17 protein-coding genes and 1 tRNA gene are annotated in these 16,109 nt (G+C 56.9%); 11 read left to right on the top strand and 7 right to left on the bottom strand.

Annotated elements, in window-relative coordinates:
* Positions 1-110 precede the first annotated feature (110 nt).
* From lptF to ACF8MC_RS24080, 3 genes are all read left to right on the top strand, one after another.
* Positions 111-1,205, top strand: a complete 1,095-nt coding sequence (lptF, locus tag ACF8MC_RS24090; RefSeq protein WP_033652791.1) for an LPS export ABC transporter permease LptF — start codon at positions 111-113, stop codon at positions 1,203-1,205.
* On the top strand, positions 1,205-2,275 hold the full coding sequence (lptG, locus tag ACF8MC_RS24085; protein WP_033636876.1) for an LPS export ABC transporter permease LptG: 1,071 nt from the start codon (positions 1,205-1,207) through the stop codon (positions 2,273-2,275). The genes lptF and lptG overlap by 1 nt, the downstream gene beginning before the upstream one ends.
* Positions 2,276-2,410: 135 nt before the next feature.
* The gene (locus ACF8MC_RS24080) at positions 2,411-3,127 is read left to right on the top strand and encodes a LuxR family transcriptional regulator (protein WP_049211804.1); all 717 of its coding nucleotides are present in this window, start codon (positions 2,411-2,413) and stop codon (positions 3,125-3,127) included.
* Positions 3,128-3,909: 782 nt separating this feature from the next.
* Here the strand turns inward: ACF8MC_RS24080 and ACF8MC_RS24075 are convergent.
* From ACF8MC_RS24075 to ACF8MC_RS24060, 4 genes are read right to left on the bottom strand one after another with little or no spacing between them, the layout of a single operon-like run.
* Positions 3,910-5,295 (bottom strand): GntP family permease, encoded by a 1,386-nt coding sequence (locus ACF8MC_RS24075; RefSeq protein ID WP_074027173.1) that lies wholly within the window; start codon positions 5,293-5,295, stop codon positions 3,910-3,912.
* Positions 5,295-6,260: a D-erythronate dehydrogenase gene (gene denD / locus ACF8MC_RS24070; RefSeq protein WP_164105414.1), complete on the bottom strand. Its 966-nt coding sequence runs from the start codon at positions 6,258-6,260 to the stop codon at positions 5,295-5,297. The genes ACF8MC_RS24075 and denD overlap by 1 nt, the downstream gene beginning before the upstream one ends.
* A 30-nt stretch (positions 6,261-6,290) precedes the next feature.
* Positions 6,291-7,058 carry a DeoR/GlpR family DNA-binding transcription regulator gene (locus tag ACF8MC_RS24065; RefSeq protein WP_033636886.1) on the bottom strand — a complete coding sequence of 256 codons (768 nt, stop codon included), beginning with the start codon at positions 7,056-7,058 and terminating at the stop codon, positions 6,291-6,293.
* A 55-nt stretch (positions 7,059-7,113) separates the two neighbouring features.
* Positions 7,114-7,368 carry a hypothetical protein gene (locus tag ACF8MC_RS24060; RefSeq protein ID WP_133160070.1) on the bottom strand — a complete coding sequence of 85 codons (255 nt, stop codon included), beginning with the start codon at positions 7,366-7,368 and terminating at the stop codon, positions 7,114-7,116.
* Between the two features lie 82 nt (positions 7,369-7,450).
* Here ACF8MC_RS24060 and ACF8MC_RS24055 point away from each other — a divergent pair.
* Positions 7,451-7,535, top strand: a tRNA-Leu gene (locus ACF8MC_RS24055).
* A 164-nt stretch (positions 7,536-7,699) separates the two neighbouring features.
* Positions 7,700-8,950, top strand: coding sequence for an integrase arm-type DNA-binding domain-containing protein (locus tag ACF8MC_RS24050; RefSeq protein WP_047729179.1), 1,251 nt, complete (start codon positions 7,700-7,702; stop codon positions 8,948-8,950).
* A 64-nt stretch (positions 8,951-9,014) separates the two neighbouring features.
* On the opposite strand, the gene ACF8MC_RS24045 is transcribed toward ACF8MC_RS24050, so the two are convergent.
* The 3 genes from ACF8MC_RS24045 to ACF8MC_RS24035 all read right to left on the bottom strand — a co-directional run bounded on the left by ACF8MC_RS24045 (position 9,015) and on the right by ACF8MC_RS24035 (position 11,849).
* Positions 9,015-10,274: a HEPN domain-containing protein gene (locus tag ACF8MC_RS24045; protein WP_047729177.1), complete on the bottom strand. Its 1,260-nt coding sequence runs from the start codon at positions 10,272-10,274 to the stop codon at positions 9,015-9,017.
* Positions 10,275-10,872: 598 nt separating this feature from the next.
* Complete coding sequence (locus ACF8MC_RS24040) at positions 10,873-11,127, bottom strand: ogr/Delta-like zinc finger family protein (protein ID WP_033639589.1); 255 nt, start codon at positions 11,125-11,127, stop codon at positions 10,873-10,875.
* Positions 11,124-11,849 carry an NAD-dependent aldehyde dehydrogenase gene (locus ACF8MC_RS24035; protein ID WP_131164139.1) on the bottom strand — a complete coding sequence of 242 codons (726 nt, stop codon included), beginning with the start codon at positions 11,847-11,849 and terminating at the stop codon, positions 11,124-11,126. The genes ACF8MC_RS24040 and ACF8MC_RS24035 overlap by 4 nt, the downstream gene beginning before the upstream one ends.
* 532 nt (positions 11,850-12,381) lie before the next feature.
* Here ACF8MC_RS24035 and ACF8MC_RS24030 point away from each other — a divergent pair.
* From ACF8MC_RS24030 to ACF8MC_RS24005, 6 genes are all read left to right on the top strand, one after another.
* Positions 12,382-12,651, top strand: coding sequence for a helix-turn-helix transcriptional regulator (locus ACF8MC_RS24030; protein ID WP_392424200.1), 270 nt, complete (start codon positions 12,382-12,384; stop codon positions 12,649-12,651).
* Complete coding sequence (locus tag ACF8MC_RS24025) at positions 12,648-12,893, top strand: hypothetical protein (RefSeq protein ID WP_131164137.1); 246 nt, start codon at positions 12,648-12,650, stop codon at positions 12,891-12,893. Before ACF8MC_RS24030 ends, ACF8MC_RS24025 begins: the two co-directional genes overlap by 4 nt.
* A 5-nt stretch (positions 12,894-12,898) precedes the next feature.
* Positions 12,899-13,444, top strand: coding sequence for a host cell division inhibitor Icd-like protein (locus ACF8MC_RS24020; protein ID WP_131164136.1), 546 nt, complete (start codon positions 12,899-12,901; stop codon positions 13,442-13,444).
* On the top strand, positions 13,441-13,704 hold the full coding sequence (locus ACF8MC_RS24015) for a hypothetical protein (RefSeq protein WP_314237713.1): 264 nt from the start codon (positions 13,441-13,443) through the stop codon (positions 13,702-13,704). The genes ACF8MC_RS24020 and ACF8MC_RS24015 overlap by 4 nt, the downstream gene beginning before the upstream one ends.
* Positions 13,701-14,036, top strand: coding sequence for a DUF5375 family protein (locus ACF8MC_RS24010; RefSeq protein WP_086556834.1), 336 nt, complete (start codon positions 13,701-13,703; stop codon positions 14,034-14,036). The genes ACF8MC_RS24015 and ACF8MC_RS24010 overlap by 4 nt, the downstream gene beginning before the upstream one ends.
* Positions 14,037-14,046: 10 nt before the next feature.
* Positions 14,047-16,109: primase-helicase zinc-binding domain-containing protein (locus ACF8MC_RS24005; protein WP_314237710.1), on the top strand; the 2,063-nt coding region annotated here is incomplete at its 3' end.

Raw genomic sequence — 16,109 nt, 5'->3', positions numbered from 1 at the left:
TAATACTATTTTAGCTGTGAAGGTTGCCATATGATGAGAATAAATGGCGGATTAGCGATGAAATTATCGATTTTCCTGCAAAAAGACAAGTTTTCACAGGCGTAATAAGCGTGATCATCATAAGATATCTGGTACGGGAAACGCTCAAGAGCCAAATCGCCATCCTGTTCATCCTGCTTCTGATCTTCTTTTGTCAGAACCTGGTCAGGGTGTTGGGCGATGCGGTGGACGGCAATATCCCGACAAACTTAGTCCTCTCCCTGCTGGCGCTGGGCGTGCCAAAAATGGCGCAGCTCATCCTGCCGTTGAGCCTGTTTCTCGGCTTGCTGATGACGCTTGGGCGGTTGTATACCGAGAGCGAAATCACCGTTATGCACGCCTGCGGGCTGGGCAAACGCACCCTGATTATCGCCGCCATGATCCTGGCGCTGTTCACCTCTGCGGTCGCGGCGGTGAACGTGTTTTGGGCCGGCCCCTGGGCTTCGCGCTATCAGGACGTGGTGGTGAACGAAGCCAAGGCCAACCCGAGCATCGCCGGGCTGGCGGAAGGGCAGTTCAAACCCTCGCAGGACGGCAACGCGGTGCTGTTTATCGGCAACGTGAAGGGCAGCACCTTCAACGACGTGTTCCTGGCGCAACTGCGGCCGAACGGCAACCAACGCCCGTCGGTGGTGGTGGCCGAGCACGGCAACATCGTGCAGCAGAAAGACGGCTCGCAGGTGGTGACGCTCGACAAGGGCACCCGCTTTGAAGGCACCGCGCTGCTGCGCGACTTCCGCATTACCGACTTCAACGACTACAAGGCGGTGATTGGCCACCGTACCGTGGCGGCGGACAACACCGAATCCGAACAGATGTCGATGCAGACGCTGTGGGAGTCCGACGATCCGGACGCGCGCGCCGAGTTCCACTGGCGCCTGACGCTGGTGGTGTCGGTGGCGCTGATGGCGCTGCTGGTGGTGCCGCTCAGCGTGGTGAACCCGCGCCAGGGCCGCGTGCTGAGCATGCTGCCGGCCATCCTGCTGTATCTGATCTTCTTCCTGCTGCAGACCTCGCTGCGCTCCAACGCCGGCAAGGGCAAGCTGGATCCGATGCTGTGGCTGTGGCTGGTTAACGGCGTTTACTTCGCGATCGCGCTGGCACTGAACCTGTGGGATACCGTGCCGATGCGCAAGCTGCGCGCACGCCTGAGAGGAGCGGCCTGATGTTTGGCGTATTAGACCGGTATATCGGTAAAACGATTTTCAACACCATCATCATGACGCTGTTCATGCTGGTGTCGCTGTCCGGCATCATCAAGTTCGTCGATCAGCTGCGCAAGGTCGGCCAGGGCGAATACACCGCGTTGAGCGCCGGCATGTACACCCTGCTGAGCGTGCCGAAAGACATCGAGATCTTCTTCCCGATGGCGGCGCTGCTCGGCGCGCTGCTCGGCCTGGGCCAACTGGCGACGCGCAGCGAACTGGTGGTGATGCAGGCTTCCGGCTTCACCCGCCTGCAGATCGCCGGCTCGGTGATGAAAACCGCCATTCCGCTGGTGCTGCTGACCATGGCGATCGGCGAGTGGGTGGCGCCGCAGGGCGAGCAGATGGCGCGCAACTACCGCGCCCAGCAGATGTACGGCGGCTCGCTGCTCTCCACTAAGAGCGGGCTGTGGGCGAAGGACGGCAACGACTTCATCTACATCGAGCGCGTCTCCGGCGACAAAGAACTCTCCGGCGTGAACATCTACCACTTCAACGATCAGCGTCGCCTGGAGACGGTGCGCTATGCCGCCACCGCCAGCTTCGAGAACGGGGTGTGGCAGCTTTCGCAGGTGGATACCTCGGATCTGACCGACCCGAAACAGGTGACCGGCACCCAGACGCTGACCGGCGAATGGAAAACCAACCTGACCCCGGACAAGCTGGGCGTGGTGGCGCTGGATCCGGATTCGCTCTCCATCAGCGGGCTGCACAACTACGTGAAGTACCTGAAGCAGAGCGGCCAGGAGGCCAGCCGTTACCAGCTCAACATGTGGAGCAAAATCTTCTCGCCGCTGTCGGTGGCGGTGATGATGCTGATGGCGCTGTCGTTCATCTTCGGCCCGCTGCGCAGCGTGCCGATGGGTATCCGCGTGGTGACCGGCATCAGCTTCGGCTTCCTGTTCTACGTGCTGGATCAGATCTTCGGCCCGCTGAGCCTGGTGTACAGCATGCCGCCGGTGCTGGGCGCGCTGCTGCCGAGCATGCTGTTCCTGCTGATCAGCGTGTATATGCTGCTCAAACGCAAGTAGCGGGGTGATCGGTAGTGAAGAAAGGCGTGGCCGCGGGGCCGCGCCTTTTTTGTTGGTGCGGCATGCCCCCGCCTGTGGTTTTTGTCGTGTTATAGTCACTTCAGCGGCAATGCAGGCAGAGGGAGCACGCAGCCAATGGAAGACGAATACAATCTCAGCAATATCATCGGCAAGCGACTGGAAGCGGCGTTGGGAGAGTTGGGCGATCTCCTGTGGGCGTATGTGGTGTTATCCAAAAAAGACATTGCCTGCATCTTTGGCGTCACCAACTACCCGAGTGAATGGGTAAAAAAGTATCAAGAGCAGGGGTTGCAGTATATTGATCCGGTGGTGCTTACCGCCCGCAACCGCCTGACTCCGTTCGCCTGGGACGAGCAAATCATGGCCGACGCAGGGCTTCACTTTCCCGAGTTGTTCGAACAGGCCCGCGAGTTTGGCGTAACGCACGGCTATACCTTCGTGCTGCACGATTACAACGACAATCTCGTCACGCTTTCCTTTGCCTTCAACGTTGAGCAGAGAGCGGAAGCCATCCAGGCGCTCACCGATCGTAAAGGTGAAATCTCGGTATTGCTGGCCTCAATCCATGAGTCGTACCTGGCACTATCCCCACTTTCAGAAAAAAACGCCGTAGCCCTGGAAAGAAATGCCCGCTTCACCGACAGAGAAAACGAGATCCTTTATTGGGCCAGCGTGGGTAAAACCTACCAGGAAACGGCGATGATCCTGGGCATAAAAACCGGCACCATCAAGTTTCATATGTCCAACGTCGTCAAAAAGTTGGGGGTAACGAATGCCCGACATGCCGTGCGCCTGGGGATGGAGCTTCGGTTGATTAAACCGGTGGAGTGACAGGCTAGCGTACCCGTGGAATACGGAGGCACGGCTGCGCATAAATCATCAGCCGGGATACGTCTGAAGGGAGAAAATATCGGCTGGCGAACAGCGTTTTTCGATTCAAGAAATGATGGGCGTCAATCGGTATTGATTTGGTCGCGTGTCGGCTCACGTTGAGGACGTAATATAGAGTACCTGCCCCGAACTCTGCGATATGAAATAATAACCTGCATGAACTGATAAAGGTCTAGTAAGGGACTGTACTTTAGTCTAACTGGTTTCTCACCTCTCAAGACGATACACTTCCCCGGTAATGTTTTGATAAAAAATACAAAAAAAAACCTGACCGCGTAGGGCCAGGTTGCCAATATTGGCCAACACCAGGGAAAATTTTCTTACATCATCTTAAAGCTATTAACTCTGCGGAGGCAAGTGTTCTCTGCTGGTTTTTACGCCTTGAGTGGCTATTTCGTTACGTATGTACGCTATTTTGTGGTGATTTTCGATAGAACCCCATCCAGCTAAAAATAACGTCTCTTTCTTAATGGCGTTATTCCACGTATTTATTTCCCGCCTGATTTTTACCAATGAAAAAATAGTGTTCTCGGAATGTTACGCAACCTCATTCTTTATTGGCTGACACATGGATATGCAATTATTTGCAGCATTGCCATTGCGGCTGGGGATTATTTTTTGCTGGCTGCATTGGTTGAGAAGAGTCGAATGGGGGGGCGAAAGAATACGTTTGGGGCGCGATCTAACAGATCGCGCCCTGGGGTTGACGTTGGGGGGAAGCGTTACAGCAGCCAGTCCAGCAATACCACGCCGCACAGGCTGATGGCCCAGGCGATAGTGGTGGGCACCGACCACACCATCATCTGCTGGCGCACGTCCTTGATGCCCATCATGCGGTTGACCACCCAGAACATGCTGTCGTTGAAGTAGCTGAAGAACAGCGCGCCCAGGGTGGCCGCCTGCGCCGCCGCCAGCATATTGACGCCGGGCAGCAGGCTGACGATCGGCGCCGAGATCGAGGCGGCGGTGATCATCGCCACCGTGCCGGATCCCTGTATCACTCGCACCAGCGTGGCGATGACGAACGGGATCAGCACCGGCGAGATCGGCAGCCCGGCAACCTGCTCCGCCAGTTGCGTGCCGGCGCCGCTCTCGCGCAGCACCGCCCCCAGCGCGCCGCCGGCGCCGGTGACCAGCAGGATGATGCCGGCGGTCTGCAGGCCTTCTTCCAGCCGCTCCAGCGTGTCGTGCTTATTGGCGTGCGGCATCAGGGTGTACACCGCCAGCAGCACGCTGATCGCCAGCGCGATCATCGGCGAGCCGAGAAACGCGAAGCTTTGGCCCCACAGGCTCTCCGCCAGCCAGCCCATGCCCTCGCGCTTGGCCAGCATATTGTTGACCGCGTTGACGAAGATCAGCCCGATCGGCGTCAGAATCGGCAGCAGCGACAACATCAGGCTCGGCAGCGCCTTGCCCTCTTTCTCCGCCAGATACTGCTGATGCGCGGCGCGCAGATCCTGCGGCGCTTCCTCTTCCTGCGGCATAAAGTCCGGGTAGCGCGCGCCCAGCCAGCGCGCATACAGCACGATGCCGATCACGCAGGGAATGGCCAGCACCAGCCCGGCCAGCATCATGGCGCCGATATCCACGCCGAAGATGCCCGCAACGCCCAGCGGCCCCGGCGTCGGCGGCACCGCGTGGTGGGTGAGGATCAGCCCGCCGGCCAGCGCGACGCCGAGCGTCAGCAGGTTGCGCTTGCCCTTTTTCGCCAGCGCCTTGACCAGCGGATAAAGGATGACGAACGCCGAATCGACGAAGATCGGGATGCTGACGATATAGCCGGTGATGGCCAGCGCCCACTCCTCGCGCCTTTTGCCCAGCCACTTGATAAAGCTGTAAGCGATCTGCTCGGCGGCGCCGGAGACCTCCAGCACCCGGCCCATCATCACCCCCAGCCCGATGACGATGCCGATGCTGCCGAGCGTGGAGCCGAAGCCCTTGGTGATGGCGTCGACGGTTTGCGTGGCACCCATGCCGCCGGTAATGCCGGCGATGGAGGCGGCGATCAGCATGGCGATCAGCGCATGCACGCGGGTGCGCAGCACCAGGAAAATCAGCGCAAACACCGCTACCGCCAGCCCGATGATTGGGGTATACATCGCCATGATCAGCCCCCGCCTTGCGGCATGTCGTCGCGGATAAAGGCGCGGATCGCCTGCTCGAAGCTTTCATCGGCGATAAAGCCCAGCTGCTGCGCCCGCCGGGTGTCGAACTTGCCCGGCCAGCCGGCGACGATGCGGTTGATGGCGGCGTCCGGCTCGAATCGCACCCGCGCGGCGACGGCGTCACCGGCCACCGCGCGCAGCGCTTCGAGCATCTCCCGCACGCGCACGCTGACGCCGGGCAGGTTGAGCGTGCGCAGCGCGCCGAACGCCGAAGCGGGCAGCGTGGCGGCGTGGATGAAGTTGCTCACCACCGCGGCCGGGCTGGAGAGCCACAGCGCCAGCTCGGCGTCTACCGGGCACACCGCCTGCTCGCCGTGCAGCGGTTCGCGGATGATGCCGCTGGCGAACGACGAGGCCGCCTTGTTCGGCTTGCCCGGCCGCACGCTGATGGTGGGCAGGCGCAGCACGCGGCCATCGACGAAGCCTTTGCGCGCATAGTCGTTGATCAGCAGCTCGCACATCGCCTTCTGCGCGCCGTAGGAGGATTGCGGGGTGACCGCACAGCGATCGTCGATCACCGGCGGCAGCTCGCCGCCGAACACCGCCAGCGAACTGGTGAAAATGAACTTCATGCCCGGCGCCCGGTGGCGCGCCGCTTCCAGCAGTTGGCGGGTGGCGTCGAAATTGACCTGCATGCCGAGATCGAAATCGCTCTCCGCATGGCTGCTGACGATGGCCGCCAGGTGGAACAGCACGCCGCAGTCGGCGTCGATCAGCCGCTCCGCCGCGCCGGGCTGCGACAGATCGAGCGCCAGACACTGCAGGCGCGCATCCGGCAGCGGGGCGGGCGGCGGGGTGATGTCCACCAGGATCAGCGTGTCGAAGGCCAGCGGGCAGCTGCCGTGCAGCAGCGCTTTCGCCAGCCGCTGGCCGAGAAAACCGGCGCCGCCGGTGATGACGATATTCATATGGTGCTCCTTTCCCTAGCGTTGTTGTTATCAGAGTTGGACGTTGTGCAGTTGCAGACCGCGCTCGCGCAGCAGCTGCTGCGCCTCCGGCGGCAGCGCGGCGTCGCAGATGATGTCGCTCAGCGCCTCCAGCGGACAGACGCGGAACATGCCGTATTTGCCGTACTTGCTGCTGTCGGAGACCAGCACCCGGCGGCGGGCGACCTCCAGCAGCGCCTGCTTGACCAGCACCTTCTCCTCGTGCGGCGTGGAGAGGCCGTGCTCCAGATCCCACGAGCTGGTGCTGATGAAAGCCACGTCGATATTCAGGCTGCGCAACAGCATGGCGGCGCTGTTGCCGACGCAGGAGTAGTTGCGCTGATCCACCTGGCCGCCGGTGTGGAACAGGCTGAGCTGCGGGCGATTCATCAGGTGCTGGATGATGGAAAAATCGTTGGTGACGACCGTCAGATTGAAACGCTCCGCCAGGCTGCGGGCGATCTCGAAGGTGGTGGTGCCGGCGTCCAGATAGACCACCTGGCCGTCTTCCACCAAGCCGGCGGCGTATTTGCCGATCTCGCGCTTGTGGCGATGGTGCAGCTGCGCCTTCTCGCAATAGGCCAGCTCCTGGCGCAGCGCCTCGCTCAGGCGTACGCCGCCGCTGACGCTGACCACCTTGCCTTGCTCTTCCAGCACGCGGATATCGCGCCGCACCGTCATGTGGGAGACGCTCATCAGCTCCGACAGCGCGCTGATGCTCGCCAGCTGATATTCATGCACATAGCGATAGATGTAATCGCGGCGTTCAGACGGGATCATGTTCGCTCCTGTGGCCCCGGCGGCGGCAGGGGCGCCGCGAAGCTGTTATTTTTTGTTATGGAGGAACATCTTCAACCATCGCGATTAACAAGTAAGCGACAGTTATCACAAATGCCGGCGTGGGGCTTGGGGCGGTTTTGTTATTTAACTTTATGATTAATTGCTTATTATTGGGTTTTCTCGGCGTTTTTTCGTGCAACACCATGTTGTGATAATTAATGTGACGCGCCACAAGGTTTGTGAAGCGGGCGGGGCGGGAAAGCGGCGAGGAAGGGCCGGTAAACATGCGCTGCGGCGCTTTTTTCGACACTTAACTCATTGAACAACGGATAAGTGTTGCGTGACGATCGCGGGAAGGTATAATGCACCCGTTTTCCGCATACTACTTCAGTGCCGAAGTGGCGAAATCGGTAGACGCAGTTGATTCAAAATCAACCGTAGAGATACGTGCCGGTTCGAGTCCGGCCTTCGGCACCATTCCCCCTTCCGTAGTCGTCCGACGAAGTCCAAAAAATCCTTTAAAATCAATAAGAGTAGCCTTTCTGGCGTCCGCCGTTGTCCGAGACCGTCCGTTGAAATCCAGGGGGCACTGGGGGCATAATTGGGGGCATCTCCACTTCGATAGAAAATGTGCCCCCAAAATGAAGCTAAACGCCCGCCAGGTCGAGACCGCAAAGCCCAAAGAGAAAACCTACAAAATGGCCGATGGTGGCGGTTTGTATCTCGAGGTTACGACGAAAGGTTCCAAGTATTGGCGAATGAAGTACCGCCGCCCTAACGATAAAAAAGAAGATCGGCTTGCTTTCGGTGTTTGGCCGACGGTCAGCCTTGCTGAGGCTCGTAGCAAAAGAGACGAAGCCAAAAAGTTGTTGGTACAAGGATTAGATCCAAAAGCAGAGGAACGGGAAGCTCAAGCTGAAACTGCGGGCGCATACACGTTCGAGACCATTGCCCGAGAATGGCATGCCAACAACAAACGCTGGAGTGAAGATCACCGGACGAGAGTGCTTCGTTATTTGGAACTGTATATTTTTCCTCACATTGGTGCAGCTGATATTCGTGGTCTTAAAACCAGCCATCTCTTAGCACCGATTAAGGCCGTTGATGCCAGCGGTAAGCACGACGTGGCGCAGAGACTGCAACAGCGCGTTACGGCCATCATGCGTTATGCTGTTCAGAACGATTATATTGATTCTAATCCTGCCAGCGACATGGCCGGGGCATTGGCAACGACTAAAGCCCGGCACTACCCAGCATTGCCGCCACATCGTTTCCCCGAGTTCCTCGCACGGCTTGCCGCTTATCGGGGACGTCTCATGACACGCATCGCCGTAGAGCTTTCTTTACTCACCTTTGTGCGTTCTAGCGAGCTGCGTTTCGCCCGCTGGGATGAGTTCGATTTTGATAAAGCGTGCTGGCGAATACCGGCGCAACGTGAAGAAATCAAAGGTGTGCGCTACTCACACCGTGGCATGAAGATGAAAGAAGAGCATATCGTCCCGCTAAGCCGCCAAGCGTTGGTTTTATTGGAGAAGCTGAAGACTTTAAGCGGAGAAAACAAGCGGTTGTTCCCCGGCGATCATGACCCCGATAAAGTCATGAGCGAAAACACGGTGAATAATGCTCTACGCGCGATGGGATACGACACCAAAACGGAAGTCTGTGGGCATGGTTTTAGGACGATGGCGCGCGGAGCTTTAGGTGAATCGGGGTTATGGAGCGATGATGCGATAGAACGCCAGTTAAGTCACTCTGAACGCAATAATGTGCGAGCAGCTTATATTCATACTTCTGTGCATCTAGATGAGCGTAGATTGATGGTGCAGTGGTGGGCTGATTATCTTGATGAGAATAAAATTAAGTTAGTATCTCCTTATGAATTCGCCAAATGATTTAATGTCACGCAGGGTTGGCTCCCTTCATAAAAAAAGGGGCGTCGCGCCCCTTTTTTTGACATTAAATAACAGAGGCTAATGTCTTTAAATAATCCTTGACTCGATTTAACTCAAGTTCTAATAAATTATATGTAAGGGTGTTGTCAGGTGATGACTTGTAATTTTCCACCGCTTTGTTTAATTTACTTCTGTATTTCCTTAGTTCTTTTTTGTATGAATCATGTATGTTCATATACATATATCTTGTTAGCTTTCTTATGTGATGCTCACCGTCAGTCATCAGTTTTTTATCAACAGGCTTATTTTCTGGGTCTTCGTTTTTACTTATGTCTACACTTTCGCCAGTTTTCTCATGAATAGTTGTCTTTAATTCTGACTTTATTTCTTCTTCTTGTTGCTCAGTTATCTCTATTTCCTCAATAGCATTAAATGCTTCATTGATGACTTCATTGATGTCATTTTTTTTACTGATAATTTGTTTCATTTCCTCGTAGGTAATAAAGCGATTGTGTGCAACTTTATTTCTAAGGTCATACAAGGATTCCCAATCATCAATGAGTTTTTCTTCTTTTTTGTTTCGCTCTTTGGAATCGGTCTTCTCCGAGTAAACCTCTGGGGAGAAATATCGCTGCCAGTTGCTTTTAGGAACGAAGTCCATTAATTTCTCAACGTCAATGGTTTTTTTTGTGCTGTTTAATATGCGATGTACATCGGCTGTTTTGATTGTGCTATATTTATCAAATAGGAATTTGGATAGTTGAATGAAATCCGTTTCTGAAAGGAACGTGTTTAGTGATTGAGTTTCAGATTTTATATCTTTATTTTTTATTGAATCGATAACTTCTTGTGGTATGTTTGATTTAATCCATTCTAGGCCTACTTTTGTAGACATAAAGATGGTGATTAATTTCCTCATTTTATTTTCTATTTCATGTATGTGTTTATAGCCCTCAATTGAAAACTCGGTTGCCAAGTCATCTCTGAGTGTATTTAGCTGTGAATGTTGTAGTTCTCTAATTGTAGCAATAATTTCTTTATTTAAGTCTCTTACTGCTAATTTTTCTTTCTCATCTGCAACCTTATTTGTATTGCAAACGTCAATGACATAACTACGGTAAGCTTCATTTTTGGATTTTATTTTTTTTACGTTTAGGGTGAATTCAATATTCTGAAATGTGATGGTGTTGTTAGAACCTTTCTTTTCAATCTTCAAGTTTTGATTAAGTTGAAGGCCTCTTATTAAATCTTCCTCATTTTGCATTAGTTTTCTTTCTTCTGAGAAAATTAATAGATATTCAGAAGTGTAATTTTTCCCTTCCATCAGTTCTCCTTACATGCTTTTATCGAATAGGTGGTGAGGCAGTGTTGTTACAGTACAGCCTATAGGACACGATCAACAAGTAATATCGATGGACTCTGGGCGCCACAGTGTAGAAGGACGGATGTGAAGGTATGTCCAAGGAGATCGGTGATTTGCTAAAAAGCTATACCTTAGAAAGTTTAAATGACCGAGCTCCTCTGCCGTCCATCCTTTGCTCACCCTCATCTGACCACCCCATTAGTACTTCTCTCCCTTGAACGTTACTGTATCACTCGCTGACATTACCGCGAACTAGTGAAGCGTGACGATGCACTCAGGCCGCGAAACTAAATACGCATATTACCGCTGGCGCGCAATACTACCCCCGCCTCGCCTGCGCACTTCATGTGTCGCTTTTCATGCAGTTGCATGAACAGCCGCAGGCCGCGCCAGTACTGGTGCGGCAGGGGATAAAAAGTGCATTTTCTTGCATGCAAAATCATGCACCCTATGCATGCACGCGCAATTTTAGGCTGGCTAGCCAGGAAAAAGGCTGCTTTGGGTGAGGCGAAAGAGGAATGCCCCGCGATGCTGTCGAGAGCGGCGGGGCGGAGTGTGATTAGTGCAGGGTAGGATTGCTGTTGTAACGGCGATAGCGGTTCAACGTCCGTTTCTCCGGCAGTGGCAGGGCGTTCTCATCGACCGGTTGCGCCTGTATCGGCTGGCACAGGATTTTATCGACGCTTTCCACCGTCTTGAATGTGCAAGAACAGGTCAGGCTCTGACATTGGTAATATGCCTCTTTCGTCCGCTCCGTGATATAGCGACTGGTGCGGGTATAGGATGCATGAGTGCACAGCGGGCAGCGCATCATGATTTGGCCCCTTTCTGCTGCAAGCGTTGACGTTTTTCCTTCAGTTCTGAGATAGCCCGCATGCGCTTGGCAGGACTGCTTTGCAGTTCCGGCAATGCGCCGGTTTCTTGCGGTATCGTCAGGCCAATCTCATTCAGCACCGGGTGGTCGATATTTTGCGTAGCCATGGTAGCGCGAATGCGGCCTTGTAGCGTGCCCAGTACCTGTTGCTCAATCATTTTCATCGGATTGTCCGCATAGACGCCGTAAGCCCGTGAAGCCAGTGCACACGCCTTGATAACGTCAGGGCTGATAAGCGCCTTGCTCAGCGCATCCACCGCCTGATGCATCGCGTGAGCTGCAAAGGTCGTGAGGGCGTCTTTGTGCGCGCTCACCACCTTCGGTGCCGTGCCGTCGCAGTTGAGGTGAAGCTGCATTTTGTCCAGCTCCATCTCCTCAATCAGGCCGTCGAACTCTTTCGCCAGCTCCCGCTTGGAAAGCTGACTGTGGTGTTGCGCTTGCAGTTCCGGCGTCATTTCTCCGCGCAGTTTGCGAAACAGGGAGCGCCACTGGCTTTCTGCCTCCTGGCTCTGCACTTCGGTGTCTTTCTTCTGTTGGTGGCAGCGGGCAATGCCGGTTACGACGTCGGTCAATGCCTGGTAATTTTTGTCGCGGGCGGCGCGGGCGTCACGCAGGGCTTGCAGTTTATCGGTGATGTATTTCGGTAAGGCGGTGGTGCTCATGGTCGTGTCTCCGGTGTCAGTCAATGTGAAGCTATTCTGCTGACCGCCTTACAACATCGACATTCATCCCGGTTGGACTGTCCCCAGGACAACAGCCTTGAGCACTGATGAGAAAACCATCAAGCCATTTTTAGTTTTACCTAAAACTATTCACTACTGTTCACCTAAAGAAAAAATATAGATAAATCAGTAGATAAGAGGGTGAACAGTTTCCCGTAAACTCTTCACCCGGTGTTCACCACTGTTCACCCGACCCAAAACGACCTTTTCCCTGGCTAGCGCTGTTTGGCGGTTTTTCCCTATTAATCAACCGTCCATCCATCGCTCAGGCTTTTCGGCTGGTTTGCCAACAACGGTCAATAAAGGCCAATATAGGCCAATATGTCCACTTGATTGAAAAACAAGCATAAAATCTGTTCCACCACACAACAACGCCTTGTTGCTACCCCGGTAAATATTCACATAATAGGGCGCTACCGAAGTTCACACAGTCCCGGCCAGCGTTGGCCGGACACAAAGAGGTAGCGTTTTTATGATGGCTGTTTCCACCCCCACCCCCACCCCATCAACCCCGTCGCCGGTTATTCCTGGCAGTTACATCCCGCGCGAGCGCTTTATCCGCCTGCCGGAAGTGCTCTACACCACCGGCCTGTCCCGCTCCACCGTGTACGAGATGATGAGCCGCCGGCAGTTCCCGGCTCAGGTCTCCCTCGGCGGTAAAAACGTCGCCTGGCTGGCCTCCGAGGTCGAGCAGTGGATGGATGAACGTATCGCCAACCGTCACCAGGAGGCTGCCGCATGATGCAATTAACCTTGGGTCGCCAGCATTTCACCCTCGATGAGCGCGACGCGCTGTTTGTGGCGGAAGCTATTCTGTTGCAGCGTAAAGAGCCTGGCGTCGTCTTGCCGGAGCACCGCAGCGAAAAGCACGGCGTTATTCGTCTGACGAGTCGCCAGGCTGAGCCGCGCCTGTTCCGTGCCGGGCCGGTGCCGCTGACCTGCGCGGCGGCCGATACCTGCAACGACCCGCTTACCGACTGTTGATCACTATGCGATCGATTGAACGTCCGGGGGCGTCTTACGGCTTGCCCCCACGTCCGGCCCTGCGCTATAGTCCTCCCGCTGCCGCACAATCGGCAGCCGGGCGTAGGAACCCGTGTTACTCAATGGCGACACAACACGCGCCAGGCGTGTTTTTTTATGTCGCAGCCTTAGTGCGATCATTTTTTGCACAGTGGTTTCTATGCTACTGTGGCTATCAAACAATGGTGGCTCAGGCGGGGCAGCCTTCGGGCTGGCCGGTATCCATTGAGGCCGGTATTCCTACCCCCGTCTGGGCTACCACCCATAAGCGTAGGAACTTCGGTGGTAGCAATAACCATGACTCAATGGAGGCTGCCACCATGGCTACGACCCTCACCCCGACTCATCCTACATTCTGCTTTCTGTTTGCGGCCGTGCGCCGCTCTGCGCTGACGGCTTCGCCGCGTATCGTGCGCACCGTGGCGGATAGCGAACGCAACGCCCGCCGCGTGCTGGCCCGTGATTACGTGTTGTCCTTTGCCGGTCGTCTGCCGGTTAAGGCGGTGGCATGAATACGCTGGCCGACCGCTATTACCGCGACACCCATTACCCTATCCCGCACGCCGATTTTCTGCGTCTTCAGCATGCGCACGCCACCGGCGTGCTGTTCCTCGACCTGCTGGACACCCTCGACCTCGGCGGACAGCGCCCCGATGCCGTGCAACAGGCATCGTTTGCCTCGGTCATTGCCCTGCTGACTGACCAGCTCGGCCACGTCGTCAACACCTGTGAAACCCAAATCCTTGCCCGCCTGGAGGCCACCGCCGCATGAACACCCAATCCTGTTTACCGATTGAAGTCCGTACCGCCGTTTTCCGTCGCGCCGTGGCGCAGGCCTATCTGGATACCTGCGCCTTTTACCGGGTGAGCCTGGGTTACACGCTGGACGAGCTGCAGATGACGATTGCCCTGCGCCTGGAGGGGCATTTTGTGCGTCAGTACGGCGCAGAGGACGGCATGGACATGGCGTGCACCATGCTGAGTGACATGGTGCAGCCGGACGTTCTGGTGGCCGCACCGCGCCTGACCGCGCTGGGGCAAAAGATGATGGACGAGCTGTGCTGCGAGCGCCTGTCGGCGGCACAGCACGCTACCGTACACTGAGGAGAAGAGCATGAGCGCCCACTTCGTTTCCCAGACCGTACGCACCGCCACCGGCCACTGGCCGGTGATACTCCCGGCCCTCGGCATTGCCTTGCAGCCGAACGGCAAGCCGCAGCCGTGCCCGACCTGCGGCGGCAAAGACCGTTTCCGTTTCGATAACCAGGACGGGCGCGGTACCTGGTTCTGCAATCAGTGCGGGGCCGGTGACGGCCTCAACCTGGTGGAAAAAGCCCTGTCGCTGTCAGCAAAGGCTGCCGCTGAACAGGTGGCTGCCGTGATGGGGGATAATGCCAGCACTTTACCACCGGCCGCTAAGGCCGGTCATTCACCACAAGACAAGGCCGAGGCCCAGCGCAAAGCCGCGCGACAGGCACAGGCTCTGGTGGCTGCCGCGCAGTCCCAGACCGGCAACGCCTACCTGAGCGCCAAAGGCTGGCCGGAGGCAGAAACCCTGACCCTGCACGGCCAGCCGCTGCGCGTTGGCGGAATAACCTTCCAGCCCGGCGACCTGCTGCTGCCATTGCACAATGCCGGTGGCGAGGTGGTTAACGTGCAGCTGATTAACGCCAGCGGGGACAAGCGCATGCTGGCAGGCGGGCAGGTGAAAGCCGCTTGCCACACCCTCTGCGGCCCGGACAACGCGGTTATCTGGCTCACCGAAGGCTACGCCACCGGCCTCACCGTGCATCGCCTGACCGGCGAAACGGTGTGCGTGGCGCTCAGCGCCAACAATCTGGCGGCGGTGGCAGAGCAGCTGCGCAGCCATTACCCGGATGCACGGTTGCTGCTGGCGGCCGATAATGACCGCAGCGGCACCGGGCAGGCACGCGCCGCCGAGGCGGCCACACTCACCGGCGGTATCCCTGCACTACCGCCCACGGAAGGCGACTGGAACGACGTCTACTGTCAGCAGGGTGCTGAGCCCACGCGCGCCCAGCTCCAGGCGTTCAGCCAGCCGCCGCAGCCCAGCCCGTTCGACACGCTGAGCGATGCCGATTTGAAAGCCATGAGCGCCAGCGAGAAAGCCGAGCTACTGGCCGAGCATTACGGCAACACCCTGGCGGTGCCGCCGGTGGGGGAAGAGCTGTGCCGCTATACGCGTGGCGCCTGGCAGGTGCTGCCGCACCGGCAGCTGAGCCGGGAGATTGCCGCGCTGTTCCAGAAGGTACGCGCGCCGTTCTCCGCCGCCGGTATCAACAGCATTTTGGACACCCTCAAGCTGATGGTGCCGCAGATGGGCGACCCGGCCCGCCGGTTGATAGGTTTTCGTAACGGGGTATTCGATACCGTCAGCGGGCAGTTCAGCGCCCACCGGCAAGAGCACTGGCTGCGCACCGTCAACAGCGTGGACTACACCCCGACGCGCGCCGGGGAAAACCTGGCCGACCATGCACCGCACTTCTGGCAGTGGCTGACGCGGGCCGCCGGGGGGAGTCACGACAAGCAGGAGCGTATTCTCGCGGCGCTCTTTATGGTGCTGGCCAACCGCTATGACTGGCAGCTGTTCCTCGAAGTGACCGGCCCCGGCGGCAGCGGCAAGAGCGTAATGGCCGCCATCGCCCGGCTGCTGGCAGGTAGTGACAACACCACCTCCGCCACCATCGATAATCTGGAGTCGGCGCGCGAGCGGGCCAGCGTGGTGGGTTATTCGCTGATACTCCTGCCCGACCAGGAAAAATGGAGCGGTGACGGGGCAGGCATCAAGGCTATCACCGGCGGCGATGCGGTCGCCATCGACCCGAAATACCGCGACGCCTACGCGGCGCACATTCCGGCGGTGATTTTGGCGGTGAACAACAACCCGATGCAGTTCAGCGACCGCAGTGGCGGCATCTCGCGCCGCCGGGTGATACTGCCGTTCCCGGAGGCTATCGCCCCGGAAGAGCGCGACCCGTTGCTATTGGCGAAGATCACCGAAGAGCTGGCCGTGATTGTGCGTCACCTGATGCAACGCTTTACCAACCCGAATGATGCACGTGCACTGCTCCAGGCGCAGCAGAGTTCGGCGGAAGCCCTGGAAATCAAACGGCATGCCGATCCGCTGGTCGATTTTTGCGGTTACCTGACGGTGCT

This window comes from Serratia sp. LACPHL-BACT-2024-00286 (assembly GCF_043109535.1).
In the GTDB taxonomy this organism is placed as follows: domain Bacteria; phylum Pseudomonadota; class Gammaproteobacteria; order Enterobacterales; family Enterobacteriaceae; genus Serratia; species Serratia sarumanii.
The sequence above is the reverse complement of the archived record's forward strand: the minus strand, read 5'-3'. Positions and strand labels throughout refer to the sequence as shown.